The sequence below is a fragment of the Sphingobacterium sp. LRF_L2 genome (genome assembly GCF_965644235.1).
Taxonomy (GTDB): Bacteria; Bacteroidota; Bacteroidia; order Sphingobacteriales; family Sphingobacteriaceae; genus Sphingobacterium.
In genome coordinates this window covers 88,429-108,847 of the sequence record NZ_CBFFRI010000013.1, presented here as the reverse complement: position 1 = coordinate 108,847, position 20,419 = coordinate 88,429, and the positions used below count along the sequence as shown (strand labels likewise).

Genomic DNA, 20,419 nt, shown 5'->3' with positions numbered 1-20,419 from the left:
AACTTATGACGATTTGTTATTTTTAATCATATCCATAATTTCCTCCAGTTCCTTTGGACTTAACTTCTCCTCTTTGACGAAAAAAGAGACCATTTCTTTGTAGGAATTACGAAAGTAGTCGCCCACAAAGCCGTTCATAAATTTACCTTTATATTCTTCTTCAGAAATCAATGGCTCATACCTCTTTGCGTTGGCGTGCTTTACCGCTTTCACATATCCCTTTTTCTCTAAATTCTTAATCGTAGAAGCTAAAGTTGTATAAGGCGGCTTCTCTCCTTTTAAATTATCCAGCACGTCTTTCACAAAACCTCCTCCTAATTGCCAAACGGACAACATCGCATCTTCTTCCTGTATTGTTAACTTTTCCATAATCATTATTGAACAACACAATATTACGAAATTTTCGTAATTACCAAAAGAGAATTAACATTTTCCATAAATCATTCCAATTAAAGTCCTTATACCGAAAAACACCAAAACTTAATTCGACCTTTAAAAAGGACAGTACATGAATAAAAAAAGCCTAAAATGACGTATTTGTGTCATTTTAATTTCCAAGCATATTCGGATTTTTCACTGATTTTTATACATTTGTAGAAACTAGATTATTAAATATGTCGGATAAAGCAACAATAAATTTAGATGGTGGATCGTACGAACTGCCGGTTATTATTGGTACTGAAAACGAAAAAGCAGTTGATATCTCGAAATTAAGAGACCAATCGGGATACATCACCCTGGACCCAGGCTTCAAAAATACAGGCGCAACGAAAAGTGCCATTACCTTTTTGGACGGAGAGGAAGGGGTTTTACGTTACCGTGGGTACCCTATTGAACAATTGGCAGAGAAGTCTACTTTTTTGGAGGTAGCTTATCTATTGATATATGGAGAACTTCCTAGTAAGGAAGTTTTGGAGAAATTTCGTTCTGACATCCGGAAACAAATGATGATCCATGAAGACATGAAAAATTTCTTCACTGGATTTCCGTCCAAATCTCATCCTATGGGCCAATTATCCTGTTTAGTGGGTGCTTTGTCTGCCTTCTATCCAGAATCTTTAAATCCAAATGCGACAAACGAAGAGGAAAACAAAACCATTATCAACTTGTTGGCTAAAATGCCAACGATCGTATCTTGGATTCAAAAAAAATCATTAGGTCAACCTGTAGTATATCCTAAAAATAATCTAGGCTATATCGAAAACTTCCTGAACATGATTTTCGGAGAAGTAACTGGCGAAAGCACTTTTGATCCAGTCGTTATCAGCGCAATGCATAAATTGTTGATCCTACATGCCGACCACGAACAAAACTGTTCAACATCAACAGTCCGCATTGTTGGCTCATCAAATGCGAATCTTTATGCGTCTATCTCGGCAGGAATCAATGCGTTGTGGGGTCCTCTACATGGTGGAGCAAATCAGGCCGTTATTGAAATGCTTGAAGCGATCAAAAATGATGGTGGAGACGCCGAGAAATATTTAGCGAAAGCAAAGGATAAAAACGATCCTTTCCGCTTAATGGGCTTCGGTCACCGCGTCTATAAAAACTTCGATCCTCGTGCAAAAATCATCAAAAAAGCTTGTGACGATATCTTAGAAAAACTTGGCGTTAACGATCCCGTACTTAATATCGCTAAGAAATTAGAAGAAGCCGCATTAAATGATCCTTATTTCATCGATAGAAAACTGTATCCAAATGTCGATTTCTATTCTGGAATTATCTATCGTGCTTTGGGCTTTGAATCTGACATGTTTACTGTATTATTTGCATTAGGTCGCCTTCCTGGTTGGATCGCGCAATGGAAAGAAATGCGCGACAACAAAGAGCCTATCGGCCGCCCTCGTCAAGTATATACAGGTGCCGAAACTAGAGAATACGTTGATATTGACAAAAGATAGTTTCTATATATAACATAAAAAAAGCTCAAAGTTTGACTTTGAGCTTTTTTTATGTTACATCATTTGACCAATCTATTTCCGTTGAAATCTCATAATAACAATATCACCCATAATAAATTGTAATGTTTTTTCATCAACACTAAATGTATTGACTTTCTGCATTGTGGAGAAAAAAACGGCTTCTCCATTGCCTTCACAAGCCATCTTAGTGGACATTAGCGGTCCGAACTTAATTTTTGTTTCATTAATCTCAACCGATCCATTATAATTATTACATCCGCCATTCCCATTTACCCTTCCTTCATCCAAATCAAAATTTATAGTTGGCTTTTTTCCAGGAAATAATCCATCAAGGGCAATCTTACTACCGGAAATATAGTCCAATTCCCAAGTCCCGATGAGCGCTTCGGAATTATCTTGCCATAAAGAGAATTTTGCCTTTGTAGCTCCCCCTTTTTTTGATAATATCAGTATATTTTGATCTACTTCATAACTATCAATTGCCGCAAACAATTGCTTTAACCCGTGCTCAATACTCATATCTTCACAATACATCATAGTAGACATTCCAGGTTTAATTTCTATCCCCCCCTTTCCAGACAACTTAAATTCACCGCCAATGCCATTACATCCGCCATTGGCCTCATAACGTCCATCTTCAGTAAGAAACTTGATATAAGGAATCTGTCCGTTGACTTTTCCACTAATGGCCTTTCCATCTAGTTCTATCAATCGCCATTTCTTGTCCAACAATAAAGAAGTATTGTCCTTTGCTTGTCGTGAAACGGCACATCCCGCCAATAACAAGATACCAAAAACATAATAAGTCATTTTCCAACCTTTCATAAAATTCACTTTTTATCTGTTTAAATACAAATGAAAGAACGAAAGGTTTGTTTCCAACGCTACACTTGTAGTGGCTCTTTGCACATGCCCATACACCCCTATTCTACACCTATCAAAAAAAACTGTCATCCCTAAGTTGTATTCTCTACTGTTTTAGTATATTTTCTTTATTTTTATGGGCTTTTGCCTCGTTTTATGTATGTTTGCATCCAATTAAGAATAATTCTAAAAAAGTCACGTTGACCGATCTATTTATCCATATCCTTGTTCCGATAGCAATATTTACATTTATTGCTGGCTTCACGTTGTTTGCAGTTTATGCGGAACGGAAAATAGCAGGTTTTGTGCAAGATCGTCTTGGCCCAATGGAGACAGGAAAATATGGACTTATCCAAACACTCGCAGACATCTTAAAACTTCTACAAAAAGAATTTATTACCCCTTCTTCTGCTGATCGCATATTATTTGCACTGGCACCTATCGTTATTTTCACAGCAGTATTTATCGGGTTCAGTGTAATCCCTTGGGCCCCTGATTTCATGCCCGCGGACACCAATACAGGACTCTTTTTTATCATGGCCATTGTTTCTATCGATGCAATAGGTATACTGATGGCCGGTTGGGGTTCAAATAATAAATACTCCCTCTTGGGCGCTGTCCGAGCAATTGCACAGATGGTTTCCTATGAAATTCCTGTCGGCTTATCACTTATCGCAGCCGTGATGATCACCCAAACTTTAAATCTCAACGAAATTGGTCATCTACAAGGCATAAATTCTCCGGAAAGCATCTACTTTATGGGATTTTGGGATGTCACTGATATTGGCGGAATTTTCGCGTGGCATATTTTTCAAGCGCCACACCTCCTCATCGTGTATATCATCTTTTTTATTGCATCTTTAGCGGAATGCAATCGTGCACCTTTTGATATTCCTGAAGCAGAGTCTGAGCTCATCGGTGGGTTTCACACCGAATATGGTGGAATCAAATTTGCGTTCCTATTCCTAGCAGAATATGCCATGATGTTTTTGGTGTCTATATTGGGGGTTGTTATCTTCCTGGGAGGCTGGAACAGTCCGCTTCCAAATATCGGAAGTATACGGCTAGCTGATTGGACAACAGGATTAGGTTGGGGCCTATTTTGGACAATAACAAAATCGTTGACAATTGTAGGTATCCAAATGTGGATACGCTGGACATTACCTCGTTTCAGAGCAGACCAGCTTATGACCTTATGTTGGAAGATCCTTATACCGGCATCATTTATTTGTCTCTTGATCTCCGGATTATGGAGAATAATCGTAATGTTGTAAATTGTGATAGTAAAGACAACCATACAAGGCTTTTTAACAGCTGTTAAGGGAATGTCCTTAACAATCAAGCACCTTTTTGCAGCTCGGACTTCAAGAAGAGCGCTTGATATTCGAGACGAGAACTACTTTGATCAGCAACAGGGAGTAACCACAGTACAATATCCCAAAGAAAAGATGCCCATCCCCGAAGTGGCTCGATACCAGCTGGAGGTAGAAATTGATGATTGCATTGTATGTGATCTTTGTGCTAAAGCTTGTCCCGTTGATTGCATCGATATTCAGTCTATAAAATCACCAGAGGCAATTGGCAAAACATCAGACGGAAGTGTCAAAAGGCTTTATCCAGCCAAGTTTGACATTGACATGGCTAAATGTATGTATTGTGGTTTATGTACGGTAGTTTGTCCGACGGAGTGTATAACCATGACCAATCAATACGATAGGAGTACACAAAAGTTGACTGATCTCATCTACGGATTTTCGGAGATGAGCAATCAAGAAATTGAACAAAGAAAAGAAGAATGGACGCGTTTTCAAGCTGAAAAGGAGGCAGCAAAAAAGAAATAATGAACATTGAGCAATTTCTTTTTTATGCCTTTGCTGCCATGGCTATTCTTTCCGCCCTACTGTTGGTCAACATAAGAAATACAGCAAGAGCTTTATTTCTCCTATTTATCGTTTTGTTTGCTATGGCAGGACTCTATTTGTTCGCTTTGGCCGACTTTGTCGCTATCACTCAAATTTTAGTTTATGTGGGAGGCGTTCTGATCTTACTGATCTTTGCCTTTATGCTTTCCAATAAAGAACTATTAGCAGATTTACAATCGACTTCCAAGCGTTTTATTTCGTTGCCTAATTGGCAATCGCTATTACTTTCTTCTGCGTTCTTAGCTACCATGGTATACACTTTCCTTAATTGGTCAAGGGAAATGCCAGACTGGATTCAACGGGCACAACGACAAGGTACACTCATTGTATCTACAGATAATAATATTGAAACACTGGGATTCAAGTTTATGACGCAATATGTACTTCCATTTGAAATCATTTCTATTTTTCTTATGATGGCACTGATTGGAGCAGCCCATTTATCCCGAAAGGAGGACAAAAATTGATAACTTTCGGCCATTTTCTGATCGTCAGCGCTTGCATATTCTGTATTGGTCTTTATGCGATATTAGCGAAGCGGAATGCAATTATGATCCTTGTAGGAATTGAGCTTATGATTAATGCTGCAATTCTCAATTTTGTCGCATTTGCACGTTATGACAAAACAAACTATGGAGGGCAAATATTTGCTTTGTTCGCAATTGTATTGGCAGCTGCAGCTGTAGCTGTAGGATTAGCCATTATATTAAATGTATATCGACAGTTTAAAACGATCAATCCCAAAAATATACACGAACTGAAAGACTAACGTGAACGACCTCATCAACATATCGCCAATTACTGCTTCCATCTGGGCTGTGCTATTGCCTTTTCTTGCTTTTCTAATCCAAGCAATAGTAGGTAAGAAATACCGATCAGGTAATATCGGATTGGTAGCTATCATAGGAAGTACGACAATCAGCTTGCTGGCCGTTTTTTTAAAAATTTGGGATAGTGAACCGATGAGTGCTCAATTCACATGGTTTACAATAGGTGAAAGATCTATCGGATTTGGCATTTTGTTAAACAATCTCACAGCTCTGATGCAACTTATAGTCTGCATCATTGCCTTGCCTGTTCACATTTATTCAAGAGCCTACATGAAAGGAGATCAGGGGATACACCGTTATTGGATGTACCTTAGTCTTTTTTGCTTTGCTATGCTAGGTCTAACCGTATCCATCAATCTTCTACAATTGTATATTTTTTGGGAATTAGTAGGATTTGCATCCTATCTTCTCATCGGATTCTGGTTCACAAAGGACACTGCTGTACAAGCGAACAAAAAAGCTTTTTTGATAAATAGAATCGGTGACCTCGGATTTCTGATAGGTATTGCTTTGGTTTACGCGCATTGTGGGACCCTAGACCTCATCCAATTATTTGGTCCTCATGGACTGATCTCTACGACGGATACCTCCATATTTTTAGGTCAAGATACTTCTTGGATGACTTATGCAGGCTTAGGTTTCTTTCTGGGCGCTATGGCAAAATCTGCTCAATTCCCTTTACATGTTTGGCTTCCCGACGCCATGGAAGGCCCGACTTCTGTTTCATCGCTCATACACGCAGCCACGATGGTTGCCGCAGGCGTTTTCCTGTTATGCACGGTGTTCCCATTGTTTAATCAAAGTGTCCTACTCATTATCGCTATAGTAGGATGTGTCACAGCCTTGACAGCTGCAATCTTTGCTTTAGGGCAATATGATATCAAAAAGATTCTTGCCTTTTCAACCATATCACAACTTGGATTTATGATGGTGGGTGTGGGTATAGGCGCATGGGATGCCGCTATGTTTCATTTAGCGACTCATGCTTTTTTCAAATGTTTGTTATTCTTGGCAGCGGGAGCGGTAATCCATGAAATGGCTCACTTCAAAGAACATGCGCATCTTGATATTGACGCACAGGATTTACGAAATATGGGAGGTCTACGTCATTACATGCCTAAAACATTTATCTGCATGAGCCTCGCGTCACTCGCTCTAGCAGGTTTCCCATTAACTTCGGGTTATCTATCCAAAGATAGCATCGTTGTAAGTGCTTACGAATGGGCATCATCGCAAGGTGGATTCCATTTTCTTATTCCCATAATATTAATCACCGTCAGCATATTGACGGCATTCTATATCGGTCGATTGATTTTTAAAACCTTTTTCGGTACGTTCCGACATAGTACACATATTGATAGCCATCACCAGCTTCACGAAGCTCCGGCACAGATGTACGGGCCGATGTTTTTCTTAGCGATATGCAGCGTGTTTCCCTTATTCGGATTACACCCGTTTGATTATCATGCCAGCTGGATCATCCATACTTTTCACGTGGAAACATATTTTTCACAAATTCCAGCCGCTCATACGGTCATTCCAATAATACTGACCGGCGGAGCTATACTTTCTTGGTTACTTGGTTGGTATTGGTATGTTAAAAATCGTTATTCGCTTAAAGAGGATAATATTTGGGTCCGTTTCGCAAACAAGCAAGGATATCTCAATGAGATAAATCACAGTGTCTTCGTTAAAGGTACAGAAGGACTTAGCAAGGTACTATATGCTGTTGATAAGTATGTGGTTGATGGACTCACCAAACTCTTGTCCTATAGCACAAGACAGTTGTCCGTCGTTATAGATTGGTTTGATAAAAATATTGTTGATGGTTTTGTAAATTGGGTTGCCAATAGCACCTATTTTATAGGTCACTTAGCCCGGCAGGTTCAAAATGGACAGTTACAAGGCTATATCGGATTTACATTGACGATGGTTATTTTAGGGATTCTTTATTTGATAATTAAATAGAAATGGGCATATTATCCATATTGATATTTCTACCGCTCGTGGCGGCTTTGTTGATTTTAATATTACCTGCCACAAAAAAGGCGCTGTACAAATATATAGCCTTAGGCTTTACCTTCATTCAACTTGGACTTTCGCTCTACCTGTATCAGCATTTTGATCCATCTTTAGCGGGAATTGATCAGTTGTCCGGATACCAATTTGTGGAGCAATTACCGTGGATACGTCTTGATCTGGGAAGCATCGGAAAACTCGAAATCGACTATTTAGTCGCTGTCGATGGTGTTTCTCTGCCCCTGATTGTGCTCAGTGCTTTAGTGATGCTCATGGGAATTGGTGCCTCATGGCATATAACAAAAAGTACGAAAGGGTACTTTACGTTACTTATGCTATTGAATACCGCGGTGATGGGAATATTTGCCGCATTGGATTTTTTTCTATTTTATGTATTCTACGAGGTTATGTTACTTCCTCTTTACTTTCTCATCGGTATTTGGGGAGGGGAAAGGCGCGAATATGCCGCAATTAAATTCTTTATCTATACCTTGCTGGGATCTGTGCTCATGTTGCTCGTTATTGTAGGGCTTTATTTCTCCGTAATCAACCCAACAACCGGCGCACATACATTTAACATGCTGCATATGATGAACCCGAACAATTATATTGACGGTTCATTTTTTGGCTTTATCAACAACTATCACGAGGTATTCGGTATCCCTCCTCGTTTGATTGGTTTTATCATCCTATTTTTTGCATTTGCGATCAAAGTCCCTATTGTACCGTTGCATACATGGCTTCCAGATGCCCACGTAGAAGCACCGACGCCAGTTTCCATTATTTTGGCGGGTATTCTACTAAAAATTGGGGGCTATGGCATTATTCGTGTTTGTTACAGCATCTTTCCCGATGTCGCAGCAACCACCAATTGGTGGATCGCTTTGATCGGTGTAGTTTCGATACTATATGGTGCATTGAATGCCCTTGCACAAAAAGACCTGAAACGTATGATTGCATATTCATCCGTCTCTCACATGGGATTTGTTCTTCTAGGCATAGCTTCTTTAACCGCGGAAGGTGTTTCTGGAGCCCTATTTCAAATGATATCACATGGTTTTTTAAGTGCTGCCTTATTTTTCTTAGTAGGGGTTATTTATGACCGAGTACACGATCGATACATTTATAATTTCCGAGGGCTAGCCTCTATTATGCCAAAATATACGGCATACGTTGCAATCGCTTTTTTTGCTTCCCTAGGATTACCTGGCTTTTCAGCATTCATAGGTGAGGCATTTGTTATTATTGGTACATTTAATGCCGAAACGATGCTGACCGGAATACCGAGATGGATGGCCGTAGGCGGGTCGATAGGGATTTTGTTAAGTGCAGCCTATTTTCTGTGGACATTACAACGCATGTTTTTTGGACAAACTCGCCTTCAGGGAGGACAAGCTTGGCAGAATGCATTAGTTGATCTTTCCATTCGCGAACAAGTTATCTTATTTCCTACATTAGCTTTGGCACTACTTCTAGGCATTGTACCTTCGTTAATTTTCGGAAATCTGAACGCCTCAGTCTTACAGCTGATCGCACTAATAAAACCTTATTTGTAAGCTCAACTATTTAACAGTGAATCTTCCTATCACCGACATACTTGATCAAATCTTAGCTTCGGTCCCTCTCTTAAGACCGGAATTAGCGCTTATATGCGGGTTTATAATCTGTATTTTAGTTAGTCTTTTTTTTGGAAAAAGATGGAAAGCAGCTCCTTTTCTTATTTGTTTAGCGACCTTAACAATAACATTTTATCTACTTACTGTTCCTCTTAGTTTTTCAACTACTGGTTTTTCCGGAATGTGGCTCGTTGATCGCTTGGGTACACTTGCGCGTATGTTAATCGTCTTCAGCTCATTTATTATTGCCCTTTTCTTCCAGGAGAGACATAAGCGTAATAACGGCGACATCTACAGTATATTACTTGCGGCAACATTAGGTATGAACGTCCTCGCCTGCACAACGAATTGGTTAATGGCATTTATTGGCATAGAGACAATCTCTATAGCATCCTATATTTTGGTTGGCTATTTCTCCAGTACTAAAACGCAATCCGAAGCAGCCATGAAGTATGCATTATTTGGATCAGTATGCGCTGCTGTGATGTTGTATGGACTTTCACTAATCTATGGATTAACAGGTGACTTAGATTTCCAATCTCCCCAACACCTGCAGGGGTTAATGGCTGCTCCGCAAGCAATTACAACCTTAGCGTTGTTATTCGTCTTCGTTGGAATAGGTTTCAAGCTTAGCTTTGTCCCTTTTCACGTGTGGAGTCCCGATGTCTATCAAGGAGCACCAACAGCAGTTACCGCCTTTCTATCTACGGTTCCAAAAATAGCTGCTATTATTTTATTTACTCGATTATACCAAGCTTGGTCGTCAACTGATTTCTACTTTTCCGATCTCACGAATTGGTTCATCATTATTGTAGCCATTTCAACTATGCTCTTGGGAAATCTAGCGGCACTTCGTCAGACAGATATCAAGCGCATGATGGCTTATTCTTCTATTGCGCATACAGGATTCTTGATGATGGCAGTTTTTGCTTATCAGGATTCCTTCAATTATTTGCTTTTTTACATCATCGCTTACGTGATTATGAATTTAGCAACATTTATCTTTATCGATCACGTTGAGCAGCGCACCGGTTCAACTACATTAGCTGATTATTCTGGTTTAGGGAAAAAAATGCCTGTTTTATTCACGTCATTTACCTTAGTGGGTATCTCCCTGATCGGCTTACCCCCTACCATAGGCTTCATGGGTAAGCTACTTGTGTTTTCTTCCGTATTCGATCTTTACCAGGAAACTGGGGATATTGGTCCCCTAATACTCTTAATCGTTGGGGCACTTACTTCTGTGATTTCACTTTTTTTCTATTTTCGGATTCCACTTTATGCTTTTCTACGTGACAATAAAAAAAGTTATCCTCAAAATAGCGTGTCGCCTACATTAACTACGATAGCAGTGATATTCAGTTTTCTTATCATTCTATTGGGACTCTTTCCGAGTATATTATTACAGGCACTGTAAGTCAGCAAGGCGATTTGTTCACCATTTCGATTCTGTTTCCAATTTAGGGAATAAAAAAACATCTCTTCTAGGAACATTTAGTTCAATACGGATTAGGTTCGTGGAAATAAATTATTTACTATCTTTGCGCTTATGATTAGTGCAGTTGCCAACAAGATATTCAAGCAAGCTATTGATGATTATCATCAGTATGATAACATTGACCATCCTATCAATAACCCTTATGACAAAAGTTCCATAGAACATTTGTTATACCTCAAATGTTGGATAGATACCGTACAATGGCATATGGAAGACGTTGTCAGAAATCCTGAAATTGCACCAGCAGAAGGTCTTCATTGGAAGCGTCGTATTGATGAATCAAATCAATACCGTACCGATACCGTGGAATATATCGATAGCTACTATTTGCAGTTATTTGCACAAAGTAAGCCGAACGCCGACGCTCGTATTAATACAGAAAGTCCAGCTTGGGCAATTGACCGTCTCTCTATCTTAGCACTGAAAATTTATCATATGCAACAAGAGACCCTACGTACAGACGCCGCGAAAACACATATCGACGCTTGTCAATCGAAGCTGGACATTTTACTCGAGCAACGAATAGATCTTTCACAAAGTATCGATGAACTTATCGCTGATATACTGGCCGGAAATAAAATAATGAAGGTGTACAAACAGATGAAAATGTACAACGATCCTGCATTAAATCCCGTTCTTTACGGACAACAAAAGTAGGTACAACGCATGAAAAAGATCCGAGTGCTGGTCACACGCTTTTCGGCAATGGGAGATGTTGCCATGGTAGCTTCCGTACTTCGTGAGCTGAAAGCGCAGCATAAAAATCTTGAACTGGTCATGGTTAGCAGGCCACATTTTGCTCCTTTTTTTGAGAATATCCCTCAACTAAAGTTTCATCCTATTTTTCCAGAAGACCAACACAAGGGACCTAAGGGACTATGGCGCTTATTTAACGAGTTAAAAAATTACGATATTGACTATGTAGCGGATCTCCATAATAATATACGTTCAAGGATACTCACCTTATTTTTTAAAACTGCAGGTTATAGGTTAGCGACATTAGACAAAGGCCGACATCAAAAAAAAGATCTCGTACGAAAAAAAGGGAAAGTGTTTACGCCGTTACGTGCCACAGTGGAACGTTATGCAGACGTTTTCCGCGCACTTGATTTACCCCTAAAACTCCATCATCAATTAAAACATAGCGAAAGACCTGTACCCGTTGCTTTCCAAGCTGTATTAGAGACAGAAAAAGTAAAGATAGGCATAGCTCCTTTTGCACAACACCCCTATAAAGTTTGGAAAACGGCGAATTGGGAAACAGTATTTAATGAATTTCCAGCTTCAACGCATGAGTTTTTCATATTCGGGGGCGGAAAACAGGAGCAAGAAATAGCCGATCAATGGAAGTCTCAATATCCTCATGTCAAGAATACCATAGGCGTTATGAATGTCAAAACAGAACTCGACCTCATAAGCCATTTAGATGTAATGATAAGTATGGATTCATCAGGCATGCATATGGCTTCTTTAGTGGGCACTCGATGCTTATCCATATGGGGAGCAACCCACCCTTATGCCGGATTTTTAGGTTACGGACAATCGCTAAACGATTGTATACAAGTAGATCATCCCAATAGACCTAGCTCTGTATACGGGAATAAATCCTGTTTATGTGATGGTGTCGAAGCAATAGACTTGATCTCTCCTCAAATGGTAATAGAAAGACTGAAAAAAATCTGATTAAAATCGGCCATTATCTTCTTTATAATTTTTAACTAACTCTTGTTAAATTTGATTTTTTAATTGAACTGACAAGTTTATCTTTAGACAATTTTTACTCTCTATGCGAATAGGATACGATGCAAAAAGATACTTTAATAACCGATCCGGCTTAGGTAACTACAGCAGAGACCTCGTCCGCATACTACACGAATATAGTCCTGATAACGATTACGTTCTCTATACGCCAAAAAAACCAACTAATCCGCCAGTACTGAACAACGTCACTGTAAGATATCCTCAACATGGCATCATCAATAGAATGCTGCCTTCTTTTTGGCGTAGCCGAACTATTGTTGATGATCTACAACGTGATGAGATTGATATCTATCACGGTTTGTCAGGAGAAATACCGTTGAAGATGAAGTCCTCGGGAATAAAGTCTATCGTAAGTATGCATGACTTAATCTTTCTTCGATATCCCCAACTTTATAAACCCCTCGATCGTTATATCTACAAAAAGAAATTCAGCTATGCTGTTCACCACGCTGATAAAATCGTTGCCATAAGCAAGCAGACCAAATCAGATCTGATCCACTATTTTGGTCTACATGAAGAGCAAATAGATGTCATTTATCAAGGTTGCCATCCTGCTTTTAAAACGCATAAAACGAAAGCACAGCTCGACGAAATCCAAGCACGCTATAACCTTCCAACAGATTTTATCTTAAATGTGGGATCCATCGAACCGCGTAAGAATGCATTTCAAATCGTAAAAGCCATAGAAGATCTTGACATTCCTTTAGTCATCATAGGCAAAGAAACCGAGTACGCGCTAGAAATAAAGAAATACATACAATCCAAAAATTTGCAACATAAAGTGTTGTTTCGGAAAGTGCAGGGTATGGAAGATCTGGCCTGTATTTACAAACTATCAAAAGCGTTTGTATACCCATCAACTTATGAAGGATTTGGTATTCCAATAATTGAAGCATTATACGCTGGTACGCCCGTAATCACAACCGATTCCGGTGTGTTTCCAGAAGCAGCCGGTCCTTTCTCCTACTTTGTAAATCCAAAGCGTATAGAAGAGATCAAACATGGTATCAACTCCGTGTTAACGTCGAGCACTATGCAAGAAGAGATGATTGAGAAAGGACTTGAATTTGTGCAACAATTCAACGATGATATTTTAGCGAAACAATGGATAGACTGCTATAAAAAAATCTTTTAAAGGTCTGTATTAGGCTTGACGACAGGTACGACTTTCTGCAGCTTTTTCCAATGTTGTGAACGATCTCCATAGATAAGGATCTTTCCCAATCTATATTTAAATTTCATCATATCTTTATAGTCGTCGGCTACCACGCGATATGCCACAGATGGATTAAGCCTGATTTCATCTTCAATAGCTTTAGTATAGGCTGATGGACCAGTCATGGCATGAACGTCATTTGGAAAAGCATTTTTCTGAATATTAGCGACGATATAGTCTATCGTCCGCTTTAAAAATGGATGCCCTTGCTCAAAAACAAGTGCCCATTGCGCATAATACTCAGGATGGTTCTTCTCTTTTGTAATTACCGCCTTATCATTATCAAAAATATATTGATCTAAATTTTTTAAGATATCGCTGTCTAAATCAAGATAAATACCTCCCTTTATATACAAAATAGCGTATCGAAAGAAATCAGCTTTTGCTGCACCAATCTGTAATCTACTATAAGCTTGGTAAACTTCAAGAGGAAATGAGCTGCGAATAAAATCGTCTATACGTACATCGTCATAAAATTCATGCTGATATCCCGGATTTTTACGCATAAAACGCCAAATATAAAACCGGGTTACCAACGGTATTTTCGATGTTTTAAAAGTCTGATAAATTACTTTAGGTATTGCCACAAAAGATAGATACAAATATTCACTACAAATATAGAACTTTACTTATTTACCGAATAAGTAATTCCTGCAAAATATTTTCGACGTTACTTTTAGTCAGCTATTTCGGTAATTGAATTGACTGATAGGGTTGAATATCTAAAACATACCGCAACCAATTATGGAAGCTATATTTACTCTTCAACTTTTCCTCCAGTGGACAATACGGCGAATTAATAAATTCTTCCAGCCCTACATATTCCTCATCTTGAATAACAAAAATATTTTTTGGATTGTAAAAGTCATATTTAACAATTTCCTTGTTATCGGTAATTAGCTTTTTATCATCGCCTATCGCTTCAAAAACCCGAAATGAAAGACCATAATGTACACCGTGAAGTATATCCACTAATATCTTAGCTCGACTTACTAGTGACAGATTTTCCTCGTATGGGATGTAATCAGAGAGGATTTCAAAGTCGTAATGACTATTCTTTTCAACAATTTTCTTTTTGTTTGAAATGATCTTTATCACACTCCTCGCATTAATTTCTCGAAGATAAGCGCTGAGAGATTGAATTTTTTTAATGCGAGATCTAACAAAATTAGCGAGGTAATACACATCAATATTTTGCGTAACCCTATCATAATCTCCTTCAAAATAAAAATTCGTAGCAGGCAATGCATTTGGACGACTCAGGTCGTTGGGATCAAAAACAAAAAAACGATCAAAGAGGGGAATTAAATCGTCGATGCTAGGAAATCGATTTAAACCATCCCACTGATAACCAATCAAGCTATTTGCTTTTTGCTTTATAAGTTCGACAATCTCTTTCGGATAATAATCTGCACGCAGCAAAAGGGCATAGTCAACCCGCTTTGTAAGTCGATTCAGTTTAGTTGTTATCGCCCGGCCCGTATCTCGATATTTAAGATAAGCTTTATATTTCTTATCCCTTAAGAATACTTTCCTAATAAAATTATAGGCTCTATCATTGAAATTTTTGTATTTAAATTTCTCCGTAAAAGGTATTCCTATCACTTCAAAGCCTAAAATCTCCAATTCCTTTTTCAATTTATCATACAAAAACCAATCAGGCATCCCTAACAGAATTGTTTTCCCTATTCCAAAATTATCCATCTAACTGCTAAACTAACTTTTTATATATTGCCCAATATGATTGCGCAGCTTTATCCCAACTAAATTTTTTTGATCTAAATTGCACTTGCTCTCTTTGTTTATCATCAATTTCAAAAAGGGAACTTTCTGCTCCAAGTTGTATTAAATACTCCGTATCAAAACTATCGAAATAACGAACGACATCACCTCCTATCTCTGGTAAGCTGGTATATGGAGATAATAAGATATTAGCTCCAAAATGCATTGCTTCCACAACAGGTAAGCCAAAGCCCTCCGTCAACGAAGGAAAACAGAAAAGATTACAGGTCTGTAGAAAGTAATACTTTTGAGCTTCGCTGACGGGCCCGGTAAAAAACACACGATGCTCCACATTTAATTTCTTAGCAAGCGCTATGATCTCCGCATGGTACGATTTATCAAAGATCTCACCACTAATGACCAAATTTGCATCATTATTAACCAGCAAATAGAGTAGACTGTGAAAATTTTTCTTCGGCAGAATAGCGCCTACCGTGTAAATCAATCTTTTTTTGTCATCAAAATTCGAAATCTCTATTTTTTCTGGCTTAATCGTATCTGAGACCGTATTCCCATTATAGATAACTTGGACTTCTTTACCATCCAAATTACAATACGAAGCCAATTCTTTTTTCACAAATTCCGAAATACAGACCACCACATCAGACTTCTCTACATTAGCCGATAAACGTCGTAAATACTTCTCTTGTTTTAGCTCACTCTTCTCACGCAGAAAATTTAAATCATGTACCGTCAATATTTTCTTTATCCCTTTTGCACTAGGCATATATTGTGTTAACTGCTGTGTTGCATGCCATACTTTTGGCTTCTTACGAAAAAGATGAAAGAATTTATGATAACCTTTAACGAATGCATAGCTGGGATTATTATCAAATATTCTCCCGTCAACAGGCACATACAGGGTAAAGTTGATACTCAGGTCTTGTAAACTTTCCTTTATAAGTGAATTTCCAAGATTTTTGCAGAAATGGAAAAGACCAACATTTTTGTATTTTATTCTTTCTGCATCAAAATATATTAGACTCATCGACAAAAAATAAACCAATAATAGTAAACTAAACACACATACCAAAATAATCGACTATATATTGTAACGATTATTATACAATACCTTTAACTGTGACTTCACAGATCCCTCAACAGTGCATTGCTTTTCCTTTGGAACGAGATTAGATACAATTCCGCTACATTAACACGCATTTTAATACAAGATTCGAAAAAGTATCAACCATAGATGATACAACTTCATTAAAACAAGCCAGATCGAAGCCCATATTCAACGATTCAAAAATTTAAAAAACGATGTAGCTTTTTCTTCAATTTAACCGTTATTAAATGAAAGAAGTTGCTCGCTACACTTGTTATGTAATTTGTCTTACAGAAAGTATACGTGTTAGAAGAAGCAAAAGGTTAGGCGTACTACATTCAAAGAGGTGAATATGAAAAGCAGACTACTCTTCGAAAAGTATATAAAATTCGGTTCACCTTATTAATTTAATTGCTAAAATGATAAAGTTAAGAGAATCTAATGCAATAAAAACGTGTAACACAAATCTGGTAATTGACATCAAAAAAAACACGCTATAAAAAGTCATTTTACTACCTTTGTACGCAAATCTTCTATTACATCTACTAACAACATATCAAGCAACAACAGCTACCTCATGAGGTATTTTCAATTGTTGAGCGATATTTTACATTAAATCAGGAACAGGATCCATTACAATAATGAACGGTATTAATATTTTAGGCTACATAAATAAACAATTCGGGTTAGGCGAAGGCGTAAGGAGTAATGTAAGATCAATTAAAGCGGCTAATATACCTTTTGTTTTAAATGATTTTAAAGGAGAAATCTCTCCCGATATTTTAAATGATGAAGTAACCAAACTGCATATCACATCTGACAATCCCTATCCTGTAAATCTTATTCAAATCAATGTTGACAATTTTGACAGATTGATTAATGATAACGGCAGATCGTATTTCCTAGGAAAATATAATATTGGATTTTGGGCCTGGGAATTGGAGAAATTTCCGACAAGTTTCCAGCAATATATCGATATGCTAGACGAAATATGGGTTCCCAGTAATTTCTGTTTAAATTCTATTTCCCAGGTATCGAATAAACCTGTATTAAGATTTATGCACTCAATCGCGATCCCCGAAACTCAAGTCAATAGAGCATCTTTTAATCTACCTCAAGATAGGTTAATTTTTCTTACTATGTTTGATTACCATAGCAGATTGCAGCGTAAAAATCCGTATGCTGTAATAGAAGCTTATGAAAATTCTTTCGATGATGACGATCAATCGCCTCTTCTAGTGATCAAAACATCATTGGGAATTGATTATGAGGACGAGAAGGAAAAATTAAAAAACCGAATCAAAAGCCGTAAAAACATCATTCTTATTGAGGACATATTACCCCAGCAAAAACTATACGAACTCATGAACAGCTGTGATGTCTATATATCTTTACACCGATCCGAAGGCTTTGGTTTGACAATGGCCGAAGCAATGGCATTAGGAAAACCCGTAATAGCAACCGGCTATTCGGCTAATGTGGAATTTATGAATGAGCGGAACAGTTATTTAGCCCCGTTCAAACTAATACCGACAGGCGATCAATACCTATACCCTGAATTGGAAAATTTCTGGGCTGATGTAGACATTGATTGGGTGAGCAAAATCATGACTTTTTTAGCAAAAAATCCGGATGAACGAGAGAGAATTGGTCAAATAGCCAAAGAAGAAATCAGTGTATCTTTGGCTCCCAAAACAATAGGATTAAAGATTAAAGAACGTTTGGATTATATTTATTCAAACTGCCTATCGACTAAGGATCAAGAAGATATCACGCTGGAATTAAAACTCGACAACATTTTGCTTACTAAAAAAGTAGATGCATTAAAGAAAATCAAAGCGGTACAATGGAAGCTGTCTTTCAAAAATCTAAAAAACAAGTTATTTGGAAAAACGAAAAAATACATCTGGGAAGATTAATAGTTCTACCTAGCAGAACGAGTTCTGCTAGGTAGAACTATTAATCACGTTATCTGGTCATAAAAATGATTTTGAAGTTCTTGTTTTTCGAGATCCTTTTCATGATACAGGCAGTAAGTATAATCTTCATGAGGTAGATGCATCACCTTTTTATAACCAACCAATATCTCATGAACTTTATTAGACCAATAAATCTCCCGTTGTTTCAACTTGATTATCCTCATTTGAAAATCAGGAAAGTTAATATATCCATCTTTATTCTGCGTCCAATTCCACTTGACCAAATATGCGGCTGTAATCCCATTGACGATATTAATCCGAGGAACACAAAAACAATCTACTTTTCTGTTTTTTTGCAAGAATGGAATCAGATTATCCAGCAGCGTGAGAGAAGGAATTTCATCTGCATCAATCTGAAAAAGGTAGTCACCGGTAGATTCATTGATGAGCTTGTTTTTAAAGGTTGCGAAATCACCATTTAATTTCGCCTTTATATGTTTAACACGATCGCCATAGGCCGTAATCAGTGCTGTGACTGAATCTTCTTCATTCGTAATATCCTGAAGGATAATAACCTCATCCCTATCGCTTATATGCTTAAGAAGATGTGTTAGCAATTTTTTGAGTTCATTGTATTCATTGCATACCGTAATACCAAAACTAATCGTAGGTTTTGTTTTTTTTAAAAATGAAAATATTCCCATAATACGATCTCCTACTATCTTCTCTTTATTAACTCGTTTTCTGAATGCGCTAAGTGCGTGATAAGAACTTTTATCCTCCCAATACGAAACTTCCGGCTATTGAAAAATAGACGCTTAAAAAAATTTCTTTTTTTAGAAAGCTTATTCTGCAATCGTACAGGAAAATCCCTTAATGTCACAAAGTCCTTATCTCTCAACTTCTCCATATCAATAAGCAGCGTTATCCCATGATCATTAGCGGATTCATCTATAGGTTTAAACCTACTACGCAAATCGATACTGGTTTTACCTTGATATTTCTCTATATAAGCCTCCACATTTGCATCTGTATAAATAACCCCCACATAAGGTTCTAAATCGATCAAACGATCTACGTTTAAATGATCAACAATAGCCGCAATATCGTATCTATGCGTTAATGCAGAAGAAGGGCCAAACCTCCATTTTCTAAAAAAATTCGCTACCGAATGTTCTTCAATCAAACGTGTTTTTTGAGCATATTCCTCCGAAAACCGCGAAGTTTTACTGACAAAATGATAAGCAATAGCCTTGGGAACCTGCTTGTGTCTAATATTGTCCAGTTTAAACCGGAGTAATAAATCACTATCTTCACAGAACATCGGAGAAAAAAGAGGATCTAACCCTCCGAGCTCTAATAACCACGCACGATCCGCACATAAGAAAAAGCAAGGATCTTTCGTCTCAAAAGTCAAAAGGTTATCATCACCTAAACGTGTCCTCGCAAAAACAGCAAAATCATCGGCTCTAAAGCTTGCAAGATCATCTCCAAAATCTTTAACCACTTTCCATTGATGCTTATCCTCTGCAAAGATTGGGGGCTCTACAACGGTGTAAAAAAGAACAGTATTCTCCTCCCAAGCAGCGATCAGCTCTTCTGCAAAGCCTTCAGAAAGCACCATGTCATTATGGAGATAAGCAATCAAGTTTCCTGTAGCTATCTCTACTCCTTTATTGTAAGTGTCGGATAAGGTTTTCGACTCTACAGAATAAAAATGACGCACAAAATCATCAGCTAAAGACGCTAACCATTCATGTGTACCATCTGTACTACCGTAACTCACAAAAACAATCTCGAGAGAGGGATAAAGCTGCCTTACATTCAGGTAAAATGATTTGGTATACTCCAAATTATTCCGAAGTCCTACGATCAGGGATAAGTTCATTGTTATTTCTGGCATTGACGATTCCTTAATAAAGTATTGCAATTTACATACAATAATCTTCTTGTTTATCTTTTAAAACGAACTTACTTTATACACCGATACAATCAACAAAATATTTACCCTTCGTTAACTGT

General features: G+C 37.8%; 19 protein-coding genes. 12 read left to right on the top strand and 7 right to left on the bottom strand.

Annotated elements, in window-relative coordinates; all coding sequences use genetic code 11:
• Nucleotides 1–3: 3 nt before the first annotated feature.
• Entirely contained in the window at nucleotides 4–369 is a 366-nt protein-coding gene (locus ACSZOX_RS21725) for a BlaI/MecI/CopY family transcriptional regulator (RefSeq protein ID WP_437922317.1), read from the bottom strand.
• A gap of 245 nt (nucleotides 370–614) precedes the next feature.
• On the opposite strand from ACSZOX_RS21725, the gene ACSZOX_RS21720 reads away from it, so the two are divergent.
• Nucleotides 615–1,901: a citrate synthase gene (locus ACSZOX_RS21720; RefSeq protein ID WP_437922316.1), complete on the top strand. Its 1,287-nt coding sequence runs from the start codon at nucleotides 615–617 to the stop codon at nucleotides 1,899–1,901.
• 72 nt (nucleotides 1,902–1,973) lie between these two features.
• On the opposite strand, the gene ACSZOX_RS21715 is transcribed toward ACSZOX_RS21720, so the two are convergent.
• The gene (locus ACSZOX_RS21715) at nucleotides 1,974–2,747 is read right to left on the bottom strand and encodes an META domain-containing protein (RefSeq protein ID WP_437922315.1); all 774 of its coding nucleotides are present in this window, start codon (nucleotides 2,745–2,747) and stop codon (nucleotides 1,974–1,976) included.
• 239 nt (nucleotides 2,748–2,986) lie between these two features.
• On the opposite strand from ACSZOX_RS21715, the gene nuoH reads away from it, so the two are divergent.
• The 10 genes from nuoH to ACSZOX_RS21665 all read left to right on the top strand — a co-directional run bounded on the left by nuoH (nucleotide 2,987) and on the right by ACSZOX_RS21665 (nucleotide 13,567).
• Nucleotides 2,987–4,060 (top strand): NADH-quinone oxidoreductase subunit NuoH, encoded by a 1,074-nt coding sequence (gene nuoH, locus ACSZOX_RS21710; protein ID WP_437922314.1) that lies wholly within the window; start codon nucleotides 2,987–2,989, stop codon nucleotides 4,058–4,060.
• Complete coding sequence (locus ACSZOX_RS21705) at nucleotides 4,061–4,627, top strand: NuoI/complex I 23 kDa subunit family protein (RefSeq protein ID WP_437922372.1); 567 nt, start codon at nucleotides 4,061–4,063, stop codon at nucleotides 4,625–4,627. It abuts the gene before it with no gap.
• Nucleotides 4,627–5,175: an NADH-quinone oxidoreductase subunit J family protein gene (locus ACSZOX_RS21700; RefSeq protein WP_437922313.1), complete on the top strand. Its 549-nt coding sequence runs from the start codon at nucleotides 4,627–4,629 to the stop codon at nucleotides 5,173–5,175. The genes ACSZOX_RS21705 and ACSZOX_RS21700 overlap by 1 nt, the downstream gene beginning before the upstream one ends.
• Entirely contained in the window at nucleotides 5,172–5,477 is a 306-nt protein-coding gene (gene nuoK, locus ACSZOX_RS21695; RefSeq protein ID WP_437922312.1) for an NADH-quinone oxidoreductase subunit NuoK, read from the top strand. The genes ACSZOX_RS21700 and nuoK overlap by 4 nt, the downstream gene beginning before the upstream one ends.
• A 1-nt stretch (nucleotide 5,478) precedes the next feature.
• On the top strand, nucleotides 5,479–7,506 hold the full coding sequence (locus ACSZOX_RS21690) for an NADH-quinone oxidoreductase subunit 5 family protein (RefSeq protein WP_437922311.1): 2,028 nt from the start codon (nucleotides 5,479–5,481) through the stop codon (nucleotides 7,504–7,506).
• Nucleotides 7,507–7,508: 2 nt separating this feature from the next.
• Nucleotides 7,509–9,113, top strand: a complete 1,605-nt coding sequence (locus tag ACSZOX_RS21685; RefSeq protein ID WP_437922310.1) for a complex I subunit 4 family protein — start codon at nucleotides 7,509–7,511, stop codon at nucleotides 9,111–9,113.
• Nucleotides 9,114–9,129: 16 nt separating this feature from the next.
• On the top strand, nucleotides 9,130–10,590 hold the full coding sequence (locus tag ACSZOX_RS21680) for an NADH-quinone oxidoreductase subunit N (protein ID WP_437922309.1): 1,461 nt from the start codon (nucleotides 9,130–9,132) through the stop codon (nucleotides 10,588–10,590).
• A gap of 132 nt (nucleotides 10,591–10,722) precedes the next feature.
• A complete protein-coding gene (locus tag ACSZOX_RS21675) occupies nucleotides 10,723–11,328 on the top strand; it encodes a DUF4254 domain-containing protein (protein WP_437922308.1) in 606 nt (201 codons plus the stop codon).
• A gap of 9 nt (nucleotides 11,329–11,337) precedes the next feature.
• Nucleotides 11,338–12,354, top strand: coding sequence for a glycosyltransferase family 9 protein (locus ACSZOX_RS21670; protein ID WP_437922307.1), 1,017 nt, complete (start codon nucleotides 11,338–11,340; stop codon nucleotides 12,352–12,354).
• A 103-nt stretch (nucleotides 12,355–12,457) separates the two neighbouring features.
• Nucleotides 12,458–13,567 carry a glycosyltransferase family 4 protein gene (locus tag ACSZOX_RS21665; protein ID WP_437922306.1) on the top strand — a complete coding sequence of 370 codons (1,110 nt, stop codon included), beginning with the start codon at nucleotides 12,458–12,460 and terminating at the stop codon, nucleotides 13,565–13,567.
• On the opposite strand, the gene ACSZOX_RS21660 is transcribed toward ACSZOX_RS21665, so the two are convergent.
• The 3 genes from ACSZOX_RS21660 to ACSZOX_RS21650 form a co-directional block, all read right to left on the bottom strand.
• Nucleotides 13,564–14,235, bottom strand: coding sequence for a glycosyltransferase family 32 protein (locus tag ACSZOX_RS21660; protein WP_437922305.1), 672 nt, complete (start codon nucleotides 14,233–14,235; stop codon nucleotides 13,564–13,566). The two genes, ACSZOX_RS21665 and ACSZOX_RS21660, sit on opposite strands and share 4 nt — an antisense overlap.
• A gap of 97 nt (nucleotides 14,236–14,332) precedes the next feature.
• Entirely contained in the window at nucleotides 14,333–15,352 is a 1,020-nt protein-coding gene (locus ACSZOX_RS21655; RefSeq protein WP_437922304.1) for a hypothetical protein, read from the bottom strand.
• Nucleotides 15,353–15,359: 7 nt separating this feature from the next.
• Nucleotides 15,360–16,418 (bottom strand): glycosyltransferase family 4 protein, encoded by a 1,059-nt coding sequence (locus ACSZOX_RS21650; RefSeq protein WP_437922303.1) that lies wholly within the window; start codon nucleotides 16,416–16,418, stop codon nucleotides 15,360–15,362.
• Between the two features lie 701 nt (nucleotides 16,419–17,119).
• Between ACSZOX_RS21650 and ACSZOX_RS21645 the strand changes: the two genes are divergently transcribed.
• Nucleotides 17,120–18,397: a glycosyltransferase gene (locus ACSZOX_RS21645; protein WP_437922302.1), complete on the top strand. Its 1,278-nt coding sequence runs from the start codon at nucleotides 17,120–17,122 to the stop codon at nucleotides 18,395–18,397.
• Between the two features lie 44 nt (nucleotides 18,398–18,441).
• Here ACSZOX_RS21645 and ACSZOX_RS21640 read toward each other — a convergent pair whose 3' ends face one another.
• Both ACSZOX_RS21640 and ACSZOX_RS21635 read right to left on the bottom strand, forming a co-directional pair.
• Nucleotides 18,442–19,101, bottom strand: coding sequence for a glycosyltransferase (locus ACSZOX_RS21640; protein WP_437922301.1), 660 nt, complete (start codon nucleotides 19,099–19,101; stop codon nucleotides 18,442–18,444).
• Nucleotides 19,102–19,115: 14 nt separating this feature from the next.
• Nucleotides 19,116–20,300, bottom strand: coding sequence for a glycosyltransferase family 2 protein (locus ACSZOX_RS21635; protein ID WP_437922300.1), 1,185 nt, complete (start codon nucleotides 20,298–20,300; stop codon nucleotides 19,116–19,118).
• Nucleotides 20,301–20,419 lie beyond the last annotated feature (119 nt).